Origin of the sequence: Streptomyces sp. NPDC007917, from assembly GCF_042959105.1 — a bacterium.
Lineage (GTDB): Bacteria > Actinomycetota > Actinomycetes > Streptomycetales > Streptomycetaceae > Streptomyces.
The window spans coordinates 248,466-269,124 of sequence record NZ_JBIBKK010000006.1 but is presented as its reverse complement, the minus strand read 5'-3'; the positions used below and the strand labels follow the sequence as shown (position 1 = coordinate 269,124).

The 20,659-nt window shown below is 70.2% G+C and carries 21 protein-coding genes; 10 read left to right on the top strand and 11 right to left on the bottom strand.

Going from position 1 to position 20,659, the window contains the following annotated elements; genetic code table 11:
* Window positions 1-25 precede the first annotated feature (25 nt).
* Window positions 26-856, top strand: a complete 831-nt coding sequence (locus ACFZDL_RS14030) for an alpha/beta fold hydrolase (protein ID WP_353589374.1) — start codon at window positions 26-28, stop codon at window positions 854-856.
* Here the strand turns inward: ACFZDL_RS14030 and ACFZDL_RS14025 are convergent.
* Window positions 853-2,445, bottom strand: coding sequence for an XRE family transcriptional regulator (locus tag ACFZDL_RS14025; protein ID WP_353589372.1), 1,593 nt, complete (start codon window positions 2,443-2,445; stop codon window positions 853-855). The genes ACFZDL_RS14030 and ACFZDL_RS14025 overlap by 4 nt on opposite strands.
* A gap of 529 nt (window positions 2,446-2,974) precedes the next feature.
* On the opposite strand from ACFZDL_RS14025, the gene ACFZDL_RS14020 reads away from it, so the two are divergent.
* The 8 genes from ACFZDL_RS14020 to ACFZDL_RS13985 all read left to right on the top strand — a co-directional run bounded on the left by ACFZDL_RS14020 (window position 2,975) and on the right by ACFZDL_RS13985 (window position 8,611).
* Window positions 2,975-3,118, top strand: coding sequence for a hypothetical protein (locus ACFZDL_RS14020; protein WP_353589370.1), 144 nt, complete (start codon window positions 2,975-2,977; stop codon window positions 3,116-3,118).
* Between the two features lie 181 nt (window positions 3,119-3,299).
* Entirely contained in the window at window positions 3,300-3,470 is a 171-nt protein-coding gene (locus tag ACFZDL_RS14015) for a hypothetical protein (RefSeq protein ID WP_353589368.1), read from the top strand.
* A 401-nt stretch (window positions 3,471-3,871) separates the two neighbouring features.
* A complete protein-coding gene (locus tag ACFZDL_RS14010) occupies window positions 3,872-4,021 on the top strand; it encodes a hypothetical protein (RefSeq protein ID WP_353589366.1) in 150 nt (49 codons plus the stop codon).
* A 71-nt stretch (window positions 4,022-4,092) separates the two neighbouring features.
* A complete protein-coding gene (locus ACFZDL_RS14005; protein ID WP_353589364.1) occupies window positions 4,093-4,911 on the top strand; it encodes a hypothetical protein in 819 nt (272 codons plus the stop codon).
* Window positions 4,889-5,404 (top strand): GNAT family N-acetyltransferase, encoded by a 516-nt coding sequence (locus ACFZDL_RS14000; protein ID WP_353589751.1) that lies wholly within the window; start codon window positions 4,889-4,891, stop codon window positions 5,402-5,404. Before ACFZDL_RS14005 ends, ACFZDL_RS14000 begins: the two co-directional genes overlap by 23 nt.
* Before the next feature lie 169 nt (window positions 5,405-5,573).
* A complete protein-coding gene (locus ACFZDL_RS13995; protein ID WP_353589362.1) occupies window positions 5,574-6,128 on the top strand; it encodes an RNA polymerase sigma factor in 555 nt (184 codons plus the stop codon).
* 1 nt (window position 6,129) lies between these two features.
* Window positions 6,130-7,323 carry a CU044_5270 family protein gene (locus ACFZDL_RS13990; protein WP_353589360.1) on the top strand — a complete coding sequence of 398 codons (1,194 nt, stop codon included), beginning with the start codon at window positions 6,130-6,132 and terminating at the stop codon, window positions 7,321-7,323.
* 79 nt (window positions 7,324-7,402) lie between these two features.
* On the top strand, window positions 7,403-8,611 hold the full coding sequence (locus tag ACFZDL_RS13985) for a hypothetical protein (RefSeq protein WP_353589358.1): 1,209 nt from the start codon (window positions 7,403-7,405) through the stop codon (window positions 8,609-8,611).
* Here the strand turns inward: ACFZDL_RS13985 and nirD are convergent.
* The 9 genes from nirD to ACFZDL_RS13940 all read right to left on the bottom strand — a co-directional run bounded on the left by nirD (window position 8,594) and on the right by ACFZDL_RS13940 (window position 18,422).
* A complete protein-coding gene (gene nirD, locus ACFZDL_RS13980; RefSeq protein ID WP_353589356.1) occupies window positions 8,594-8,968 on the bottom strand; it encodes a nitrite reductase small subunit NirD in 375 nt (124 codons plus the stop codon). The two genes, ACFZDL_RS13985 and nirD, sit on opposite strands and share 18 nt — an antisense overlap.
* Window positions 8,965-11,595, bottom strand: coding sequence for a nitrite reductase large subunit NirB (gene nirB / locus ACFZDL_RS13975; RefSeq protein WP_353589354.1), 2,631 nt, complete (start codon window positions 11,593-11,595; stop codon window positions 8,965-8,967). The genes nirD and nirB overlap by 4 nt, the downstream gene beginning before the upstream one ends.
* A gap of 2 nt (window positions 11,596-11,597) precedes the next feature.
* Entirely contained in the window at window positions 11,598-12,944 is a 1,347-nt protein-coding gene (locus ACFZDL_RS13970) for an FAD-dependent oxidoreductase (protein ID WP_353589352.1), read from the bottom strand.
* 81 nt (window positions 12,945-13,025) lie between these two features.
* Window positions 13,026-14,318: a cytochrome P450 gene (locus ACFZDL_RS13965; protein WP_353589350.1), complete on the bottom strand. Its 1,293-nt coding sequence runs from the start codon at window positions 14,316-14,318 to the stop codon at window positions 13,026-13,028.
* Window positions 14,318-15,520, bottom strand: coding sequence for a cytochrome P450 (locus tag ACFZDL_RS13960; RefSeq protein ID WP_353589749.1), 1,203 nt, complete (start codon window positions 15,518-15,520; stop codon window positions 14,318-14,320). The genes ACFZDL_RS13965 and ACFZDL_RS13960 overlap by 1 nt, the downstream gene beginning before the upstream one ends.
* Window positions 15,521-15,597: 77 nt before the next feature.
* Window positions 15,598-16,164 carry an ATP/GTP-binding protein gene (locus ACFZDL_RS13955; protein WP_353589747.1) on the bottom strand — a complete coding sequence of 189 codons (567 nt, stop codon included), beginning with the start codon at window positions 16,162-16,164 and terminating at the stop codon, window positions 15,598-15,600.
* Between the two features lie 166 nt (window positions 16,165-16,330).
* Window positions 16,331-16,690, bottom strand: a complete 360-nt coding sequence (locus tag ACFZDL_RS13950) for a DUF742 domain-containing protein (protein ID WP_353589348.1) — start codon at window positions 16,688-16,690, stop codon at window positions 16,331-16,333.
* Window positions 16,687-17,133: a roadblock/LC7 domain-containing protein gene (locus ACFZDL_RS13945; protein ID WP_353589346.1), complete on the bottom strand. Its 447-nt coding sequence runs from the start codon at window positions 17,131-17,133 to the stop codon at window positions 16,687-16,689. Before ACFZDL_RS13945 ends, ACFZDL_RS13950 begins: the two co-directional genes overlap by 4 nt.
* Window positions 17,133-18,422, bottom strand: a complete 1,290-nt coding sequence (locus ACFZDL_RS13940; protein WP_353589345.1) for an ATP-binding protein — start codon at window positions 18,420-18,422, stop codon at window positions 17,133-17,135. The genes ACFZDL_RS13945 and ACFZDL_RS13940 overlap by 1 nt, the downstream gene beginning before the upstream one ends.
* Window positions 18,423-18,657: 235 nt before the next feature.
* Here ACFZDL_RS13940 and ACFZDL_RS13935 point away from each other — a divergent pair, with 235 nt between their 5' ends.
* Window positions 18,658-19,440, top strand: coding sequence for a TSUP family transporter (locus tag ACFZDL_RS13935; protein WP_353589343.1), 783 nt, complete (start codon window positions 18,658-18,660; stop codon window positions 19,438-19,440).
* A gap of 7 nt (window positions 19,441-19,447) precedes the next feature.
* On the opposite strand, the gene ACFZDL_RS13930 is transcribed toward ACFZDL_RS13935, so the two are convergent.
* The gene (locus tag ACFZDL_RS13930) at window positions 19,448-20,641 is read right to left on the bottom strand and encodes a substrate-binding domain-containing protein (protein WP_391191198.1); all 1,194 of its coding nucleotides are present in this window, start codon (window positions 20,639-20,641) and stop codon (window positions 19,448-19,450) included.
* Window positions 20,642-20,659 lie beyond the last annotated feature (18 nt).

Sequence of the window (20,659 nt, the reverse complement as noted above, 5' to 3'; positions counted from 1 at the left end):
CACAGCTTCCCTCTAGGCTCGCGTCATGCCTGCATCGGACAGCGTGACACTTCGGACGCTCGATGGCCTACACCTGGCTGGCACACTCGTGCGCCCCGACACACCGGCCTCCCGTGCTGTCGTGCTTGTGCACGGCGGTGGCGTTACTCGGGAAGAGGGCGGGTTCTTCACGCGCCTGGCCGCTGGAATGGCCGAGAGTGGTACGGCGTCTCTCCGATTCGACATGCGCGGTCACGGCGAAAGTGAGGGTCGACAGGAAGAGCTGACCCTGGCCATGATCCTTAATGATATTCGAGTAGCCATCTCCTACCTCCGCGAAGCCACCAGAGCCCGGGAAATCGCGTTGTTGGGCGCCAGCTTTGGCGGCGGTGTCTGCGCATACTATGCCGCTAAGCGTTCGGTGGATCTTTCGCGACTGGTACTGTTCAACCCTCAGCTGGATTACAAATGGCGCACTATCGACACGCGAGACTATTGGGTCAATGATTCAATCAGTGAAGAGGCGGCACAACAACTCGCCGAACAAGGATTCATTCAATTCACGCCGACCCTGAGGCATGGGCGGCCTCTGTTCAACGAGGTGTTCTGGTTTCATCCGCGTGAGGTCCTTGGTGAGGTGCGGGCTCCGACCCTGATCGTCCACGGAACCGAAGACACGTTCGTGCCTATCGGATTGTCACGGGCTGCTGTGCAGAAGTTCAGGACCTCTTGTGAAATCATCGAGCTTGAAGGGGCGCAGCACGGTTTCGCTGTGCACGATGACCCACAGTATCTGAATCCTCAGAGCCAGGAGTGGCAGAAGTTTGTCATCCGTACCGTGAGTGAATGGCTGACCGCCGACTCCTCGCAGGGTTAGGCGGCGCGGAACGCTTCGCGGAACTCCCGCACCGCAGGCCGACTGTGCCAACGACTCAACGTCTGGAGCACTTCGCCCAGTACCCTCATGGTGCGTTCCGATTGCACAGCTTGGGCCACTTCAGCGGAAGCGGCACCAACCCTGGCCGCCTCGTCCGGTTCACCACTCAGCGCCAATGCCGCTGCTCTCCGGGCATTAAAGAATCCTGTGTCGCGGTGCGAGAGCGTGCCAGCCGAAATGATTTCGGCGAACAGATCGGCGGCGATACCTGGCTTGCCAGCCTCTGTATAACTCACAGCATTCCGGAGTAGCAACGTATGCTCGTTGAAGTATGCGCCAAGGCAGTTTGGTTCGCCGTCAGCGGCGCGTGTAAGCAGTTCACGGGCAGTATCGAGTTTCTGCTCAATCAGCGCGATCGGTTCTCCGAGCATGGCGCACCCAAGCGCTTCCTGCTGTAGCAGCTCTGCTTGCACGCGGGTAGGGAGGTGCCACCGCTGATGTTGGCCCGCCTGCGCCAGCGTCAGCACTCGCACTGCGTCCCGGTCGTCGTACGCCATTTGGGATTTCTTCAGCAGCATATAGCCTTGCATGGCTGGGTCATCAGCTTCTTGAGCCCATTCCATAGCCCGGTCGTACCAGAAAACAGCAACGTCCGGTTGGCGGGCATCTCGATACAGCCATCCAGCAAATTCCGCGCCATCTGCGCCAACCGACAGCAACTCTCGCCGAACGGCAGGCTTCACATCCCGGGCTTGCTGCTCAATGACATTCAGCAACCCCAGGACCACCGGCAGGGTTTTCTGTGCACCAAGCCTGCCGTCGTGACATTTCGCTGTTTCGAGTTGGCTGCGGAGATATTCAACCATCGTTCCATCAAAATGGCGGTGGGCATCACCCAAAGCAGCGGTCACACGCTGGAGGTCTTCAAGACTTGTCCCCCTCAGAGCGGTAACGGAAAATCCACCCTTGAGGAGTGTGCGTCGGTTGAGCGGGCTCATACTTTCGTGCTCCGTAGACGGGGCGGTGTCCCCTTCTGGGCTACCAGAAAGCACCAATTTCTCAAGGAGGCTGCCGAGTCCACGAGATTCCAATGATTTTCTATCTACCGGAACCAGGACCAGACGGCCATCGACGACAATGGGCAGTAGTGCGCTATCGGGCGTGTCAGGAATAGACGACCGCACATCGGCCGATGTGTCGCGTGGCGCTTTGGCCTCGGGGTTGGTCGCAGTTCCAACACTACGGCGAGCGCTGCTGGTTCCGTCAATACCTTCCGGGTAACCTTCCCACGGGCGAGGGGGCAAGCCCAGCATTTCGCCAGGGATGCCGAAGCCATCCGCAACTCGTTCGATTACCCGTTGTCCGCGAATGCCTCTGACGCCTCGGATGATGTCACTAACCCGAGCGCTGGTCATCTTTCCGACCGCCGACGCAATTACCGCGTGGCTGGAGCCCGTTCGTCTGTTGACGAGGCGAAAAATCTCCCGGAAGTTTCGGGTTGCGCATGCCCGTTGCATGGCCTCGCTCTGTAAGAGCGCGTCCGGGATCGTCAGCGGGTAGCCGCTTCGCCAGGTCTCGCGTTCGTCCATGAGCCACCTCGCAGGGACGGCATTGATCGCTCCCAGAGTATCCCCGACCCCGGAGCGGGGTTCCCCAAACAGGGCGGAAACGGGGTTCCCCAAATGGGCTTGCGGGGTTCCCCGTTTGCTGTTCCCCCAGGGTTCCCGTGGACCGGAAGCTCATGGGGTGGAGCGCATCCACGCCACGCAAAGGACCCCCGCGACCGTCCGACCGGCCCGGGGGCATGGTCACCAACCCCATGGAGGTTGACGACGTGAGCAAACATATCCGAGCGATCCTCGAATGGCTGCTGCAGCTGCTGTTGCCCGCTCCCGGGCGCCATCGAGCAGCCGACACCGCAACGTCCGCCCCGCCCCGCGCCGTCGTGCCCGTACCCGCCCTGACCTGCGTAGCTGCTTCTGGCTGCTCCGCAGACCCGCCGACACGCCGCCTACCTCGTAGCCCGGTCGGTGAGCGCTTCCCGATCGCATGGGACACCGACCCCGTGGGGGCGTACCTCATCCAGTACGAGCGGCAGCGAGCGCTGGCAGCGGCGCGGTGAGCGCGGACAAGCCCTTGCCCAAGCCGCAGGAGACGCAGCAGAGCTCGTCCAACCGCCCGACCCCGGCGGAGTTGGACGCGCGGGCGGAGGCGCTGAAGAAGGAGATCGACAAGCATCTGGGACGGGGGACGGGGCGATGAAGTCGTTCATGGTGCGTCGGTGCCCCCGGCTGACGGCGTGGTGGTACATGTCGGGCCGCATCTCCTGGCCTCTGCGCCTCGTCAGCGCCAGGGCTCGGCGGCGGCACGAGGAGTCGGCCGAGCCGGGCGCTGCCATCCGTACTGCCCTCCGCCGGATTCAGACAGAATGGGAGAGCGGGGCGTGATCAACGCAACCCGGGCCTGCGCAAAGTGCCAGCTGTACAAGGCGCTTCGGGAGAAGGCGAAGCAGGAGGGCGACTACGACCGGGCCGGCGACTACGAGGCACTGCGCCGTCGTCATCCGTCTCACACCCAGCCGGACCGAACGGCGCGGTGGGGGTTGCCCGCATGAGTCAGCCGACGCCGTACAGGGGCCCCAAAGTAGGCCAGGAAGCCTACGACGCTGCCACAGGGCGCGTGGGCGTTCTCCAGGCCGTCTGTCACGTTGACGATCTCGCCTTCGACCACAGGATGCCAGGGCCACTCGTTGCGTTCCTGCGTCCGGCTGAGGGCGGGCGGGAGTGGCTGACCGACGCTGGGAACGTCAGGTTCCCCAAGGAAGCGAGATCGCATCTCGCTGTTGGTGACGAGTCGCCATGGTCGTGACTGCGAGGCAGTAGCCCCATAGCCGAACCAGACCCCCGCCCGGTCGTCCCCGTGGCTGTTGATGGCCGGTCGGGTCAGCAGGCGCACGGCGGCGCTGGGAAGTTCCCTGCGCCGGCAGAGCACAAGGAGGAGAGGGGGGAGGAGTTCATGCCCCCGCCGAAGCGCGCTCGTCGCTTCGAGAGGTTGTTCACGACCGAGGTGCGGCGCCGGGTTCAGTCACCGGCTGAGACACACGAGTACAAGAAGACCTCGGGTTCGTCGGACGGTGCCAAGACGTACGACACCACCGCCACCTGAATCTGTCGGTCTCAACGCCCGAGGGGTGCGGTCTCACCGACCCCTCGGGCCCGCCGGAAGGGAAAGCACACTTGATCAAGGTACGCCTCACCCCGTACGCAAGCATGACATGGACGTGGGACGGCAGCAGCTACGTCACGGCCGACCGGACGAGCGAGATCACGCCATACGCCCACCCGATGTTGGAACAGGCCGCAGTCACGGACGGGAACCGCACTCTCCTTGTCGTACGTGAGCGCGTCGCAGGCCGGGAGATCACCGATCCGAACCCCCGCAACCTCCCCCCGGGAAACTTCGACAAGGCCCGCACGCTGGCCGAACAGTGGCCTACGGACTACGTGCTCGTGGAGACCGCCCCCGGCGACCCCTGCCGCGTCACCGCAGGCCCCGGAGGCATCGCACCGCTCTACGTCGCACACGACCGTACGAGCCTGCACGGGTCGTGGGACATGGCCGACCTCGCCGAACACGCCGTCGGGCTGAGCCCTCGCGAAGTCGCGCGGCTGCTGATCTACCGACCCCGGTACAGCACCGAAACCGTCTTCCGAGGCATTCACCGAGTGACCGAGCGCACGACGGCGGTCTTCGGCGGCCACCTGTACCTGCACTACCCCGAACCCGCCCTGCACAGTGGCCCGCGTGAACTGAAGCCCGATGCCGATGTGCTCGGCGCCTTCGTCAACGCCATGGACGACGCCCTTGACCTCCGGCCGTTCGACTCTGTGCAGACTGTGCTTCACCTGACGGGCGGATTCGACTCCGGCACTGTGGGCACCCGTCTCGCGGAGCGCTACCCGAACCGGTTCCCCACGGCCGCCCTCCTCGTCGGTTTGCCGCCGACCGCCCCCAGGAGACAATGTGTTCGCCATGCGCCCGGCCACCACCGGTGACATCCCTGCCGTCGAGAACATGATCCTCGCCCGCTCTGCGTGGCTGGAGGAGCGAGGGCATCCGAGCTGGCGGGAGAACGCTGCCGAACTCGCACGGCAGGCAGAGAACTCCGAAGGCGATGTGTGGGTCCTCGCCGAGGACGGCGGACAGATCATCGGGTGCACCACCGTGCAGGAACAGACACCACCCTGGGGCTGGACGCAAGACGAGCTGAACGAGCCGGCCCACTACCTCTACTCGACAGTCACCGACCCCGCGCACCGTGAGAAGAAGCCGGGAACCGTCATGGGGCTGTGGGCGGTGGACCGGGCCGCCCGGGAAGGGAAAGCATGGGTCCGCCGTGGCTGCAACTTCCCCGGACTGGTGAGGTACAACGAGACTCAGGGCTTCAGCCTGGTGCACGAAGTGCGGCGCACGAACAACCGGGTCTACCTGATGGGCCGACGCGCCGAGCGCATCGCTGACCTCAAGGAGAGGTTCCAGTCTCTGTAGCCACACCCCGAAGGCTCCACTCAATGCCTCCGGCAGGCTTGTAAGGGGCGGGTCAGGGGAGAGCTTCCCTCGGCCACCGCCCGCCACCCGAAAAGATTCTCCTTGGGGTGTAAGAAATCGCGGCTCCCGACCACTGCCTGGTGAGAGAGCCGAGATGAGGAGACGGTGCGTGACCGACGCCCAACGCTTCCGTGACCTGTACGAGGAGTGCCATCCCCGTGTGCTCGCCTACGCCTCGAGCCTGGTGGGCCGGCAGGTCGGTGAGGACATCACCAGCGAGACCTTCACGGTCGCCTGGCGGCGGATGCGGGACATCCCCACGCCACCGCTGCCGTGGCTGCTCGGCGTGGCCCGCAATCTGACCCGCGAGCTGCGCCGCCGCGACGGCAGGCAGTACGCCCTGGCCGTGGAGGAGGCCCAGCGCATCATCACCTCCGGCGCCCACGTCGGGGATGTGGCCGCGGATGTGACCGAGCGCGAGGCGGCGCTGCAGGCGCTGGCCACGCTGTCCGACGCGGACCGCGAAGTGCTGACGCTGGTCGCCTGGCACGGGCTCGGCCCGAGACAGGCGGCACGCGTCCTCGGCTGCTCCACCGCTACGTTCTCGGTGCGGCTGCACCGGGCCAGGCGGCGGCTGGAGCGGGCCGTCAACGGGGCCGCGGCCGGGGCCGTGGCCGGACCCTCTCGCGGTTCTCGCCCGAAAGTCACAGTGAAGGAGCACTGACATGGCACGCAAGCGGCCCGATGTCATGAAGACGCTGGCGGACGCCCGGCCCCCGGAGCTCGACCCGGAGCGCCTGGCCGGTTCCGCACGCGCCCGGCACGACCTGATCACCATCCTGAGCAGCGCCCCCGAGGCGCCGGGGGCGTCCCGGTCCGCCCGGCCCGTACGGCCGTTCACCTGGCGGTGGGCGCTGCCCGTCGCCGCCACGGCGGCCGTGGCCGGGGTGCTTGTCGCCACTTTGCCCCAGGGCGGCTCGGACTCCGACGGCTCCCGGGCGACGGCCGGGCCCACCACCGACGGCCCCCGGCACACCCCCGAGAACGGCCGCCTCGCACTGCGACTCGTGGCCAACCGGCTGGAGAGCAAGGCCGACGAAGGCACGTACTGGCAGATGACCACCCGGTCGGGCTGGATCGGCGTCGTCGCCGAGTCCGGGTCGACCTTCGCGGTCGTCTCCTCCGAGACACAGCAGTGGTCCTTCGGGGTGCGGCCCGGGACGCGGAGCCTGTGGATCTCGGGGATCGACGAGGCCATCGAGCCACGTACCGAGCGCGACACGGCGCGCTGGCGGGCCGCCGGATCGCCGAAGGACCTGACGCTCGCCGACACCGGGTCCCGGTCGGGCGGCAAGCTCGGTCTGCGGATGGAGCTCGGGGCCGAGAAACGGCCGACGGTGACCCGGATCAACCTGGGCGACAGGATCGCCGCCCTGGGCGCGCGCAATGTGACGTACGCGGATCTGCGGAAACTCCCCGGTGACAGCGCGAAGTTGAAGGAGGTGCTGGAGGGGCTGTACGAGGAGGACCCGGGGAGCGAGATCTCCGGCCGCACCGAGTGGATGTGGCGGCAGGCGGCCAACCTGATCAATCTCCCGGTCAGGTCCGAGGTCCGGGCCGCCGCGTACCGCGTCATCGCGGATCTGCCGGGCATCCGGTCGCTCGGCGAGGTGACCGACCCGCTGGGCCGCAAGGGGGTCGGCTTCGCCCTGCCCGCGACCGACCGGCCCGACTATGGGACCGCGCGGTCGGAGCTGATCGTGGACCCGGCGACCGGGGCCCTGCTGTCCGACCAGGAGGTGCTGACCAAGCCGAACGCCAAGGCCGCCGAGGCGGGGCTCACGGCGGGCACGGTGGTGAACCACACGGCCACGGTGACGTCGCGGTGGACGGACCGGCAGCTGAAGACCCCCAAGTGACCGGGCAAGGTCAGCTGTAAGAACCGTCGGCCGGTGGCCATTTCCTTCTGAGAACCCGAACCGAAGCAGAAGGAGCACCATGGCCAGGAACGCAGGGCTGCGCATAGCGGTAGCGGTGTGCGCGATCGCACTCGGCTCGCTCGGGGCGCAGGCGAACGCCGCGACCGGCACTGCGACCACCACCGCGTCCGATCGGGCGGCCCGCGCCGCCACCCCCTGGCAACTGGCAACGCCGCTGAGCGAGACCGTCTCGACGGAGCTGTGGGACGTCGCCTCGACCGGCGCCAAGGACGCCTGGGCGGTGGGCCGGAAGACGGACGGGGCCGACGGGGCCACCCCCGCGATCAGGCACTGGAACGGCACCACGTGGACCGACGTGGCCGCCGCCCCCACGGGGGGCAAGGCCGCACAGCTGGAGAAGGTCGCCGCCTCGGCGCCCGACGACGCCTGGGCGGCCGGCTCGCTGGTCGACAACATCTCCACGCCGCTCGTGCTGCAGCACTGGGACGGCAGGAAGTGGACGCGGGCCGACCACGCGGCCCCCGCGGAGGGGGCGGTGAGCTTCGTCGGCGACATCGCCACGTTCGGCAAGAACGCGGCCTGGCTGACCAGCTTCGACTGGGACCCGGCGGGCAACACCTCCGTATACCGCCTGGAGCGCTGGACCGGCTCCGCGTGGCAGAAGGTGTCCCTGCCCGCCGCCCCCGGCGGTGGCCAGGTGCAGCCCTGGGACATCACCGGCACCGGCCCGGACGACGTCTGGGTGACCGCCGACGCCGTGACCGGCGAGGTGGCCGTACCGCTGCTGTACCACTGGAACGGCAGCCGCTGGACGGTCCGCGAGGTGCCGGTCCCCAGCGAGCACCCGACCGGCTGGGTGGCGGGCCACGCCGTGGCCACCGGCCGTAACTCGGTCTATGTCGTCGGGAAGACCAACGACCCGCAGGTGCCCGCCGCCACCATGGCCGCCCGCTGGACCGGCAGCCGCTGGCAGTCGCTGCCCGCGCTCCCGGTCGACGAGGCGAACGCCGCGGGCGCGGACGGCGCCGGGCGGCTGTGGATCGCCGGCTGGGCCCCGGGCAACCCCCACTCCGTGATGGCCCGCTGGACCGGCACGAAGTGGTCGGCCGAGGAACTGCCCGCCGACGTCACCGAGCACAGCGAGATGTCCACGGTGCTCGGCATCACGGGCGTCCCCGGGACGAAGGGCGTGCTCGCCGCGGGGACGGCCGGCTGCGCGAGCGACCCCGTCCAGTGCGGGATCGTCGTCTCACGCGACCTGGGCTGACACCCCGTCATTCGTACGGGCCGCATACGCCTGGACGGCGACCCCCTCGTCGTCCAGGCACCGCCCCGTCTCCAGGTCGAAGCGCTGCTTCAGCAGCGGCGAGGCCACGAAGTGCCGGTCCCCCAGGGAACCCAGCAGGCCCCGCGAGAGCACATACGCGCCAGTGAACGGATCGCGGTTGTCGATCGCGTACGCCTGCCCCGCCCGGTCCAGGAACACCGCCACCTGCGTCCCGTCCGGCAGCAGCGCGGCCACCCCGCGCCCCGGGATCAGATCGGCGAGCTCGCAGACCGCGAACCACCGCTGGTCGATCAGGAGTTCCACGCGGACGGCGGTCCGCTCCAGTGCCATGGTCATCGGCTTGCGATCCCTTCGAGAGTACGGTCGGGGGTACGGACGGGGATGCTGGGGCCTGACAGGATCGTCAGGTCCGGCTTGACCTGGTCGCGCTCGGGAACGAACTTCACCGTCGGGTCCGGCGCGCCCGGCGCGTTCACGAAGGACACGAAGCGCCGCAGCCGCTCCGGGTCCTCCAGGGTCTCGGCCCACTCGTCGCGGTAGCCCGCCACATGGTCGGCCATCAGCGCCTCCAGCTCGGCGCACAGTCCCAGCGAGTCGTCGACCACCACATCCCGTACGTGGTCGAGGCCCCCCTCGATCCGCTCCAGCCAGGCGGAGGTGCGCTCCAGCCGGTCAGCGGTGCGGATGTAGAACATCAGGAACCGGTCGATCAGCCGGATCAGCTGCTCGTCGTCGAGGTCCTGGGCGAGCAGATCCGCGTGGCGCGGTTCCGCGCCGCCGTTGCCCCCGACGTACAGGTTCCAGCCGTTCGAGGTGGCGATCACCCCGAAGTCCTTGCCGCGCGCCTCCGCGCATTCGCGCGCACACCCGGAGACGGCCGACTTCAGCTTGTGCGGGGAGCGCAGCCCCCGGTAGCGCAGCTCCAGGTCGATGGCCATCCGCACCGAGTCCTGCACCCCGTAGCGGCACCAGGTCTGGCCCACGCACGACTTCACGGTGCGCAGCGCCTTGCCGTACGCGTGCCCCGACTCGAAACCGGCCTCCACCAGCCGCGCCCAGATCAGCGGCAGCTCGTCGACGCGGGCGCCGAACAGATCGATCCGCTGCCCGCCGGTGATCTTCGTGTAGAGCCCGAAGTCGCGCGCCACCTCGCCGATGACGATCAGCTTCTCGGGGGTGATCTCCCCGCCGGGGATGCGCGGCACGATCGAATACGAGCCGTTGCGCTGCAGATTCGCCAGGAAGTGGTCGTTGGTGTCCTGCAGCGCCGCCTGCTCGCCGTCCAGCACATAGCCGCTGGCGCCCACCGTCGGCGCGAGCGAGGCGATGATCGACGCCACGGTCGGCTTGCAGATCTCACAGCCGTTGCCGCTGCGCGCCTCCTCGCGGCCGTGGCCCTCGAGCAGCGTGGCGTAGGAGGTGATGCGCAGCGTCCGGACGATCTCGTACAGCTCGGCCCGGGTGTAGGCGAAGCAGCCGCACAGCCCCTTGTCGACGCTGACGCCGCTCGCCTCGAGCTCGTCGTTGACCAGCGTGGTCAGCGCCTTGAGACAGCTGCCGCAGCCTGTGCCCGCCTTGGTGCACTTCTTCACCTCGGGGACCGTGGTGCACTGGTGGTCGGTCACCGCCGAACGGATGCTGCCCTTGGTGACGTTGTGGCAGTTGCAGATCACCGCCTCGTCCGGCAGCGCGGACGGGCCGATCGCGGCCGGCGCCCCAAGACCCGCCGGCAGCACCAGCTGCTCGGGCGCGACCGGCGGCACCGAGCCGGTCAGCGGCCGCAGCATGCCGTACGCCTCGGCGTCGCCGACCAGCACCCCGCCCAGCAGCGCCCCGTCCGAGCCGATCACCAGCTTCTTGTAGACGCCCGCGCGGGAGTCGGAGTACACCACGTCCAGGCAGCCCTCGGCCGTGCCGTGCGCATCGCCGAACGAGGCCACGTCCACGCCCAGCAGCTTGAGCTTGGTGGACATGTCGGCGCCCGTGAAGCCGCCCCCGCCGCTCGCCTCGGCGATCTCGTCCGCGGCCACCAGCGCCATCTCGTATCCCGGAGCCACCAGCCCGTACACCCGGCCGTCCGAGGCCAGCGCGCACTCGCCGATCGCGAACACCGCCGGGTCGCTCGTACGGCACCGCTCGTCCACCGCGATCCCGCCGCGCTCCCCGACCGTCAGCCCGCAGTCGCGCGCCAGCTGGTCGCGGGGGCGCACCCCCGCCGAGAAGATGACCAGATCGGTGTCGATGGACGACCCGTCCGACAGGGCCATCGCGGTGACCGCGCCGTCCGGGTTCGTGGTGATCTCCTTGCCGCCCACGCCCGTGTGCACGATCAGGCCCATGTCCTCCACGGTGCGCCGCAGCGCGGCGCCGCCGCCCTCGTCCACCTGGATCGCCATCAGCCGCGGGTTGAACTCCACGATGTGCGTGGTCAGCCCGAGCCCCTTGAGCGCGCCCGCCGCCTCCAGACCCAGCAGCCCGCCGCCGACCACGGTGCCCGACGAGCAGTTCTTGGCGTACTCCTCGATCTCCAGCAGGTCCTCGATGGTGCGGTAGACGAAGCAGCCCCGGCTGTCCTTGCCCGGCACCGGCGGCACGAACGGATACGAGCCGGTGGCCAGCACCAGCGTGTCGTACGCGACGGTCAGCCCCGAGCGAGCGGTGACCGTGCGCGCGGCGCGGTCGATGTGCTCGGCCGGGTCGCCCAGGTGCAGCTCGATGCCGTGCCGGGCCATGAAGCCGTCCTCCACGAGGGACAGGTCCTCAGCGGTCCGGCCGGAGAAGTACGAGGTCAGCTGGACCCGGTCATACGCCGGACGCGGCTCCTCGCACAACACGATGACCCGCGCGCGCTCGGTCACGCCCCGCTCGACGAGGCCTTCCAGGAAGCGCTGGCCGACCATGCCGTGCCCGACGAGCACGATGGTGGGGGCGGTGGCGGTGGGGGCGGGGTTGGGTGCGCTCATCGTCAGGAGCCTCCATCGTTGGTCAGCAGGTGGAGCAAGGGGGCGGAGGGGAGCGGCTCGTCACCCTCCCACGTGCGGGCGAGCGCGCCGACGCTGCCGAGATCGCCGAGCAGAATCCCCCCGACGAGACGGTCCCCACGGACCACGACCTTGCGGTACGCGTTCCGTGTGGCGTCGGCCAGATGCACGACGTCGTCGCCGGGGGCGGGGGTCGTCTCGCCGAACGCGGCGAGGTCGAGGGGGTTGGCCGCGGAGGCGGCGTTGAGCGTGAGCCGGGTGAGGGCGCGGCTTCCCGTGTAGCGGGGGCCGGTCTCGTCGCCGTCCGCGGCCCGGTGGCCGGGTTGTGCCCACCCGTTCCCGCCCGCGGCACGATCGCCCACAACATGTGCCAGGACGTCCGCCTGGTCCTGGGCCGGGCCCGCCAGGCCGTAGAGAACGCCGTTGTGCTCCGCGCAGTCGCCGATCGCGAAGATCCGCGGGTCGCTCGTGCGCAGCTGGTCGTCCACGACGACACCGCGCGCCACGTCGAGCCCCGCCGCGCGGGCCAGGCCCACGCGGGGCCGGACGCCGCAGGCGAGGACGACGAGGTCGGACTCGAGGGCGTACCCGTCCGCCAGCTCCACCGCGGTCACGGCGCGCCCGCCGCCGGACGCGGACACGGACCGCGTGCGCAGGCCCCGCACCCGGCACTCCGTGTGGACCTCCACGCCCAGCGCCTCCACATGGCGCCGCAGCATCTGCGCGGCCCCGGTGTCCAGCTGCCGTTCCATGAGGTGTTCGCCCTGGTGGGCGAGGACGACCTGGGCGCCGCGCTGCGCCAGGGCCCGCGCCGCGGAGACGCCGAGGAGGCCGCCGCCGATGACGGTGGCGCGGACGCCGGGGCGGAGGGCCGCGCCGAGGGCCAGGCAGTCGTCCATGGTCCGGAAGGCGTGGACGCCGTCCGGCAGGTCGTGGCCGTGGGGCTCGAAGAGCCCGCGCAGCGGGGGCAGCACCGGGTTGGAGCCGGTGGCCAGCACCAGCGCGTCGTACGGGACGCGGCGCCCGTCGTCGCACACCACTTCCCCCGGGTCCCGGTCGAGCCTGACCGCGCGCACGCCGCGGAACCGGCGGCCGGCGGCAGGGGCCGGGAGGGCGATGACCTCGGGGGCGTACCGCCCGGCGAGGACTTCGGCGAGCAGCACACGGTTGTACGCCGGGTGCGGCTCCTCGCCGATGACCATCACATCGAGAGCGCTGTCGGAGCCGTCGGCGGCCGTCGCGGCGAGCTGCTGCGCCAGCCGCGTTCCGGCCATGCCGCCGCCGACGATCACCACCCGCCGGCCGCTGCCGGGCTCCCTGTACGACCTCATGCCAGGAAGCGTGCGGGGTGCCTGTTACCCGGCCGCATCCTCGCCGTTTCCCTGAAGCAACGCTGCCCTCAGCGCGCCCCGTCAGCCGCTGTGAGCCGCGGGACCCAGCCGCAGCGGAAGCTCCTGGGGGCTGTTTCCGACGAAGCTGGGGTGCGGGACGAGCGCGTCGTCGGGGACGGCCAGGTCAAGACCGGGGAAGCGGGTGAACAGCGCGTCGAGGGCGATCGTGGCCTCCATACGGGCCAGGGGCGCGCCGAGGCAGTAGTGCGCGCCGTGGCCGAAGGACAGATGGCGGACGGCGCCGGGGCGGGTGTGGCGGGTGATGTCGAAGCGGTCGGCGTCCGTGCCGTGGGCGCGCGGGTCGCGCCCGGCGGAGGTGTAGGAGACGAGGACGGGGGCGCCCTGGGGGATGACCGTGTCGCCGACGGTCAGGTCGCGGGTCGGGTAGCGGAAGGGGAAGAGGCTGACGGGGCTGTCGTAGCGCAGGGTCTCCTCGACCACATCGCCCCAGGACGCTTTGGCGGAGCGCACCAGCTCCAGCTGGTCGCGGTGGGCGCACAGCGCCCGCACGGCGTTGGTGATCAGGTTGAGCGTGGTCTCGTGCCCCGCGATGATCATCAGCAGCAGGGTGCCGATGAGCTCTTCCTCGCTGAGCCGGTCGCCGTTCTCCTCGCGCGCGGCTATCAGCGCGCTGGTCAGATCGTCGCCGGGGGAGCGCAGCCGCGTGGCGGCCACCTGCCCCAGGACGGCGATCATCTCGCGGTTGGCGGCCAGCGCCCGCTCGGGGGCGGTGCGGGTGCCGACGATGTCGTTGGAGAGGGCGTGCAGCCGGTCCTGGTGCTCGGGGCCGACGCCGAGCAGCCGGCAGATCACCCCCATGGGAAGCGGCAGCGCGAAGTGGCGGCGCAGGTCGACCACGCCGTCGGGGGCCTTCGCGGCGGCCTCGGCCAGCCGGTCCAGGAGGGAGCCGGTCAGCTCCTCGACGGTGGGGCGCAGCGCCTCCACCCGGCGCGGCGTGAACGCCCGCGTGACCAGGGACCGCAGCCGCTTGTGGTCCGCGCCGTCGGCGGTGGTCATGCCCCGTACGGTGGCGAAGGTGGCGAGCGGCCAGCCGGGCGGGATCTCACCGCCTTGCAGCGCGGCGAAGTGGCGGGCGTCCTTGGCGACGTCGGGGTGGGTGGTGAAGTCCTTGAGCTCGTCGTGGCGGGTGATGGCGTAGGCCGTGACCTCGCCGGGCAGCAGGACCGGGACCGCGGCCGCGTGCTCCCGCAGCCGTTCGTTGACCGTGTGCTGACCGGCCCCGGTGGGGTCCAGCCGATGGGGGGCCGGGGCGGCGTGCGGCACGGGGCACTGGCCGCCGGGCGCGTCGGTCATCATAAGTCTCCTGAGTCCGCGGGGTGGTTGGCCGTCCCCGGGCCCGCCGCGAGCTGCGGGGCGGTGAACCGCACCGGCAGCCCGGCCAGGTTCTGCGACCAGGGCGAGGTGATCCAGACCAGCTGGTCCTCCGGTACGGCGAGTTCGAGGTCGGGCAGCCGGTGCCGGAGCGTGTCCACGGCGGTCCGGGCGATCAGCCGCGCCGGGTCCCGCGCCGGGCAGGTGTGCGGGCCGGCGCCGAAGGCGAGGTGCGAGCGGTTGCCGACGACCGGGCGGCCGTCCTCGGGCAGCACCTCGGGGTCGGCGTTGGCCCCCGCCAGGCCCAGGATGAGCATGTCCCCGGCGCGGATGTGCTGTCCGCCGAAGCGCAGGTCGCGGGTGGCGTAGCGGCCGGGGAAGTTGGCGGTGGGCGGATGGCGCCACAGCACCAGGTCCAGCGCGTCGTCGACGGTGAGGTGCCCGCGGGCCAGGGAGGAGCGGAAGCCCGGGTCGGTGAGGAGGATGCGTACGGTGTCGGCGATCCAGTTCACGGTCGTCTGGTTCCCCGCCACGATGATCACGACGAGGTTGTGCAGCACTTCCTGGTCGGTGAGGCCGACCGGGTGCTCCAGCAGCCAGGAGGTCACATCCGCGCCCGGCCGCCGCTTCTTCTGCTCGATCAGCTCCAGCAGGAGGGAGCCCATGCGCCGGTTGGCGCCGGTGGCGGCGGCGGTGGGGTTGACGATGGCGGCGATCGCCTCGACAAGCCGCGGCCCGCGCTCCTCGTCCAGGCCCAGGATCTGGGTGACGACCTGCAGCGGGAGCATCCGCGCGTACTGCGGCACCAGATCCGCCTCGTGCCGGTCCGCGAACCCGGCGATCAGCCGCTCGGCGGTGGCCCGCACCCTGCGGATCAGCTCGTGCCCGTCGAGCCGGCCCAGCGCCTCGGCGACCGCCGAGCGCATCCGGCGGTGCTGTTGACCGTCGGCGAACAGCAGCGCCGGGCGCCAGCCGACCAGCGGGATCAGCGGCGAGTCGGGCGGCACCCGGCCGTCGCGCAGCGGGGTCCAGCGCCTGGGGTCGTGGGAGAAGTACTGCTCGTCGCGGGTCAGATGAAGCAGCTCGCGGTGGCCGAGCACCAGCCACGCCTCGATACCGGGCGCGATGGCGACGGGCACGACCGGGCCGTGCTCGCGGCGCATCCGCTCGTACAGCGCGGGCATGTCGCCGGCCGGCGCCGGCCCGTACAGCGGCACCGGGGCCGGCAGCGCGCCCTCTTGCCCCTCTGCCCCACCGACCGTCACGACGGCTCCGCGACGGTCTCTATGAGGTGGGTGACCAACGAGATCAGCGCCTTGACCGAGGACTTGTGCTCCCGCGCGTCGCAGATGACCAGCGGTGTGTGGGGGAGCAGATCGAGCGCCGAGCGCAGATCGTCCTCGCTGTGCAGCACGCTGTCGGGGAAGGAGTTGACCGCGACGGAGAAGGGGACGTCCAGGTCCTCCAGATGCCCGATGGCGTCGAAGGAGGCCTCCAGATCGCGGGTGTCGACCAGCGCGAGCGCGCCCAGGGCGCCGCGCGCCAGGTCCTTCCACGCGGGTAGAAAACGCTGCTGCCCCGGAGTGCCGAACAGATAGAGCACCAACTCGCCGCCGAGCGTGATCCGCCCGAAGTCCAGCGCCACCGTGGTCGTGACCTTGGACGGCCGTACGGCGGTGTCGAGCCGGGCGCCCGCCTGGGTCATGGTCGCCTCGGTCGACAGCGGTTTGATCTCCGAGACCGTGCCGATCAGCGTGGTCTTGCCGACGCCCATGGGGCCGACGACCAGGATCTTGGCCGCGCCGGACACGCTGGACTGCACATACATGACGGGTGTGCCGGCCAGATCGTCGGCGTCGTACGCGTCGGCCGAGTCGTCCGCGTCATTCATGTCGGCCATGTTGTCCCCGTCACCCTTGTCATCTTCGTCGTGCACATCGTCCACCTCGTGCACACCGTTCCTGTCATCCCCGCCGTCCGCTCCGTCCGCGATCTCAGAGCTTGCTCTCAAGCCCATCGAGCACCTTCCTCAGCAAGTCCCTATCGGTACGCTCGACGGCCCGGACGGGCGGACGCGCCACGATATGCCCCCAGTCGATGAGATCTGACAGCAGCACCTGCACCACGGCCGGCGGCTGGCCGAGGTGCGCGGCCACCTCCGCCACCGACAGCAGACCCTGGCAGAAGTCGACGATCCGCCGGTACTCCGGCTGCAGATCCGGGGGCGGCGCGCTTCCCGAGGCCATGACCAGCGTCTCCCACGGCAGACCGTCCCGTGAGGAACCCGCGCGGCCACGTGTGATCACATAGGGCCGCACGGCCGGGGTGGTCCGTTCCTCGCGGGGCTCGCTCATGACGTCGAGGTCATCGGCTCCCGAGGACGGCTGCTCAGATGGGCGCCGATCTTCGCCACCAGCAGCTGCATCTGCTGGGCCACCAGACCGACATCCGCTTCCGTATCGGTGGCCACGCCCAGGGACGCCCCCTGGCCGGCCGAGGTGAACAGCACGAATCCCCTGTCGGACTCGACCATCAGCTGCCGCACCCCGGCATCGTCCCCGAATAACAGTGCCGCCGTGGACTGCCCGGTCACCGTGAGGGCCGCGCAGGCGGCGGCCAGCGACTCGGCCTCCGCCACGCCCAGCCGGGGCACCTCCCCCGTCAGCCCCTCCGCGGAGCCGTGACCCATGCGCAGACCGTCCTCCGAGACGACGACGGCATGCCGCACGCCCGGGATCTGCGTCAGCGGACGCAGCATCCATCCAACGTCCGGCAGCCTGGATATGGTTCCGGCCACTACCGGCCTCCTTCTCGATCCGCTCGGTCCTGTTGGTCGGATTCGGCCACCTCCGCGCGCCCGCGACGGGTGCCGGAGACGATGCTGGCGATGGAGGCGCGGGCGGCCTCGGGGGTCCACGGGTCGCCGGTGGGCGCGGCGGAACCGGGCCCGGGGGCGGGCGCCTTCGGGTTCGTACGGCGGCGGTTGCGCCGCTGCGGCAGACCGGAACCGGCGGGTCCGCTCCCGGGTCCGGGATCAGCCCCGGGTCCGGGATCAGCCCCGGAGCCGGGACCGCCGAGCGCGGGTGCGGGCGCGACGGGGGCGGTCAGGGGCTCGATGACGACCGGCTCCGCGTCCACGACCGGCTCGCCGCCCCCGCCCAGCAGCCGGTGCGGCACGAAGACCACCACCCGCGTCCCGCCGTACGCCGAGGCCGTCGACAGCTCCACGCTGAACCCCAGCTCCCGCGACCACCGCCCGACACACGCGAGCCCAAGCCGCGGCACCGCCCCCAGCTCGGCCAGGTCAAGCCCGTCCCGCAGCTGGGCGACGGCCTGCTCCAGCACATCGGGCGGCATACCGAGCCCCGCGTCGTCGATCTCGACGACGGCGCCCGCGGCGACCTCCCGGATGGAGACCATGACCTGGGTGCGCGAGGGGGAGAAGACCGTGGCGTTCTCCAGGAGTTCGGCGATCGCGTGCATCAGGCCCTCGACCGCGGGCGCCACCACGTACAGCGTCTGGCCGCCGTGCACATCCACCCGCCCGAACTCCACGATCCGCGACTGCGCGCCGCGCACACAGTCGAAGAGCGTCACCGGCCGGGTCTCGCGCCGCGCGGGCCAGATCCCGCACATCACCATCAGGGTCTGCGCCTTGCGGGTCATCTGGGCCGCGGCGTGGTCGGCCTTCATCACCTCGGCCATCAAGGCCGCCTCACTGATGCGCTGTTCGAGGCCGTCGAGCACCTGCTGCTGCACCACCGCCATGGCGTGCACGTTCCTGGCCACGGACTCGAACGACGCCTGGACGGAGTCGCGCAGATGACGCTCCCGGCGGGCCGCCTCGTCCAGCTCGGCCCGTACGGCGGACAGCCGGGCCACCTCCTCGCCCCGCTCGGCCGCGACGCCCCGTTCCCGTTCCGCTTCGGCCCGCGCCTCAGCGGCGGCGGCCCGCTCCCGCTCGGCCGCCGTACGCGCCCGCGCGACCGCTGTGCGCAGCCTGGCGACCCATAACGAGCCCGCCAGCACCGTCAGCACCAGCAGAGCGGACGCGACGGCGATCACGGCCGCCGTCCCGGACAACACCTTCGTACACCTCCACCCGCGATGCGGCCAAGAACGGGCAGATACTACTGACCAACCGATCAGTCTGTTCCGGTAGTTGTCAAAGTCTCTTCTCACACGGCAGCCGCAGCAGCACCCGGGCCCCTCCCCGCGGGCTGGTGTGGAGGGTCAGGGTTCCGCCGTGGGGCCGGCGGTCCCGGGCCTGGGACCGGGCCTGGCTCCGGCCGGGTTTCCGGGCGGCTCTAGGCTGCTGATCATGCCTGACATACCGCTGGTGACGTTGCTCCTGCTCTGCCTGGCCGCGGCCGGTGCCGGCTGGATCGACGCCGTAGTGGGAGGCGGGGGCCTCCTCCTGCTGCCCGCCATGCTGGTCGGACTGCCGCACTACCAGCCCACCTACATCCTCGGCACCAACAAGGCGATCGCCATCGTCGGCACGACCGGCGCCGCCATCACCTACACCCGCAGGACCCCGCTCGACATACGGCTCGCCACGCGCATCGGCGCCGCCGCCGTCGCCGGCTCCCTCGCGGGCGCCTTCCTCGCCTCCGGCATCAACAGCGCCGTGCTGCGTCCGCTGATCATGGTGGTCCTGCTGGCCGTCCTCGCGTTCGTCCTCCTCCGCCCGGCCTTCGGCACCGCCCCGGCCCCCGCGGAGCCCCTGACCAGGCAGCGCGTCCTGGCCGCGATCCTCGCCATCGGCCTCGGCATCGGCTTCTACGACGGCCTCATCGGCCCCGGGACCGGCACCTTCCTCGTCATCGCCCTCGTCGCCGCCCTCCACATGACCCTGGTCACGGCCTCCGCCACCGCCAAGGTCGTCAACGTCTGCACCAACTTCGGCGCGCTGGTCACCTTCGCCGTCCAGGGCACGGTCCTGTGGCGGATGGCGGCGCTGCTCGCGCTGTTCAACCTGGGCGGCGGGATGCTGGGCGCGCGGATGGCGCTGAAGCGGGGGAGCGGGTTCGTCCGGGGGGTGCTGGTGGTCGTCGTGGTCTCGCTGGTCTGCAAGCTGGCGTACGACCAGTGGCTGGCGTGAGCGGGCTCTACTGTCCCAGCTCGGCCTCGGTGTAGTAGCCCTCCTCCACCAGGAGCCGGGTGTTGGACTTGTCGATGCTCACCGGCGTCAGCAGAGAGGACGGGACCTGCTTCTCGCCGTTGTCGTACGACGCGGTGGCGTCGGCCCCCGGCTTGCCACCCGTCAGCATCGCGTCGCCCGTCTTCACGGCGGCCTTGGCGAGCTTGCGGGTGTCCTTGTAGACGGTCTGCGCCTGCTCGCCCTCGTTGATCGACTTGACCGAGGCGAGCTCCGCGTCCTGCCCGGTGACGATCGGATACGGCCGGTCCCCGCCGCCGTAACCGGCGCTCTTGAGCGAGGCGAGGATGCCGAGGGACATGCCGTCGTACGGCGAGAGCACCGCGTCGACCCTGGCCTTGGTGTACGACTCGGTGAGCAGGTCGTTCATCCGCTTCTGGGCGAGAGCGCCGTCCCAGCGTTCGGTGGTGACCTGGTTCAGCCCGGTCTGGCCGCTGCGGACCACGATCTGGTGTTTGTCGATGTACGGCTTGAGCGTGTCCATCGCGCCGTTGAAGAAGTACGGGGTGTTCGGGTCGGCGGCCGCACCGGCGAACAGCTCGACGTTGAACGGGCCCTTCTCGCCCTTGTCGAGCCCCAGCTTGCGGACGATGAAGTCGCCCTGCAGCCGGCCGGCCTCGCGGTTGTCGAAGCTGACGTAGCAGTCGACCGCGTCGGTGTTCAACAGCGGCCGGTCGTACGCCATGACCTTGACGTCCGCCTCCTTGGCCCGCTCCAGCACGCCGGACAGCGCGGAGCTGTCGATCGGGGCGACCACCAGCAGCTTGTGCCCCTTGGCGATCATGTCGTCGAGCTGGGAGGCCTGCTGATTGGCGTCGCCATTGCCGTACTGGAGGTCGACCTTGTAACCCTTGGCCTCGAACTGCTTCTTCATGGCGTTGCCGTCGGTGGTCCACCGCTGGGAGTCCTTGTTCGGCATCGACAGGCCGATCGTGATGCCCTTGGTGCCGCTGTTACTGCTGCTGCCGCCACCCGCCTTCTTGCCGGCGGCCTTGTCATCGGACCCCCCGGACGGCCATGCCAGTACCAAGCCCGTCACCACGCAGGCCAGGACCAAGGCGCCCACGGCGACGAGCGCCCCCGTCCTGCGCCGGGGGCGTGAAGGGAAAGGTGGGGGCGAGCGGTGAGCCGTCTGCGTGGTCATGGCCGCTGTGGGGGAGCG